At 65.0% G+C, this 1,216-nt stretch carries 1 protein-coding gene; it reads right to left on the minus strand.

The window, feature by feature from the left end; translation table 11 throughout:
- Positions 1 to 58: 58 nt before the first annotated feature.
- On the minus strand, positions 59 to 1,216 hold a 1,158-nt coding region (locus tag ACTWP6_RS30285), incomplete at its 5' end, for a serine/threonine-protein kinase (RefSeq protein ID WP_443189636.1).

Consider the following 1,216-nt stretch of genomic DNA (forward strand, 5'->3'; position numbering starts at 1 on the left):
TTACAACGCCAATCGGCCCCACTCCGCCCATGGCGACCGCACCCCAGCCGAGTTTGCCCTACAGTGGGCCGCGACCCATCAACCGAAAGTCGCATAACGACTGGACCACCAAACGGGTCCCTCTCAACGGCGACGGGGCAGCCGACGGAGGAGCCTCGGGCGACTGGGCGAGTTTGGCACCAACGAACGCGACGAGCCCAACGACCAGCAGCGCCGCCGCGGCACCACCGGCGATCAACGCCGTGCGCCGGCCACTTCGCTGAGATTCGAGCGAGGTTGGGGAAGGAACCCGGTGTGGTGGCGGAGCATCAACGAACACTGGAGCACGACGGGGCGCGAGCTGAGTGGCGTCATAGGGACTCACAACTGCTGCGCCGTCGGCGCTGTATGCGGAACTGCGGCCCGCGAGCGCGACCGCGAACTCACGGCAGGTCTGAAACCGATGGTGCGGCTCCTTGGCCATGGCTGTCGCCAGCGCCGAGTCCAGATACCCGAGATCGTCGCGCAGCTTGCTCAAGGTCGGCGGCGGTGAGGACAGGTGGTTACCGATGACGACAGCCGGGTTGGAACTTCCGTAGGGCACGGTCCCGGTGAGGAGGTGAAAAGCGGTGGCGGCGAGCGCGTACTGGTCGGCCCGTCCGTCGAGCGCCTTTCCGGTGAGCTGCTCGGGTGCGGCGTAGGCCACGGAACCGACTGTCATGTTCGTCGCCGTCAACCCATTGCTGTCGTCCACGCCCCGGGCGATACCGAAGTCAGCCAGGACCGTACGGCGTGCACCGTTGCGGGGGTCGCTAAGCAGGATGTTGGCCGGCTTGACATCGCGGTGCAGCAGAAACCGCTCATGGGCGTAGTCGAGGGCATCAGCGATAGCGGTAACGATGCCGATGACGTCTTTCGGCGGCATTCCATGCGGATACCGTGCGCGCATCAGCCGCGATGCATCCGTGCCCTCGACGTAGTCCATCGTGATCCACAACTGGCCGTCATGTTCGCCGCGATCGTGAACGGACACGATATGCGGATGCCACAGCGACGCGGCGATGTCAGCTTCACGGGCGAACCGTTGGCGGTAATCCGGGTCGGCGCTAACCCGGATTTTGCGTGGTAATTGGTGTGGGTTCGGTGTGATGCCGAGTTGTGTTGTTGGGTAGTGGTTTTCGTGTGGTGGCGTAGAGGTGCTGTCCCGTGTCGCCGGGTGGGGCGGGCTTTCCTGGGG

Origin of the sequence: Mycobacterium sp. 4D054 (assembly GCF_052245755.1) — a bacterium.
Lineage (GTDB): Bacteria > Actinomycetota > Actinomycetes > Mycobacteriales > Mycobacteriaceae > Mycobacterium.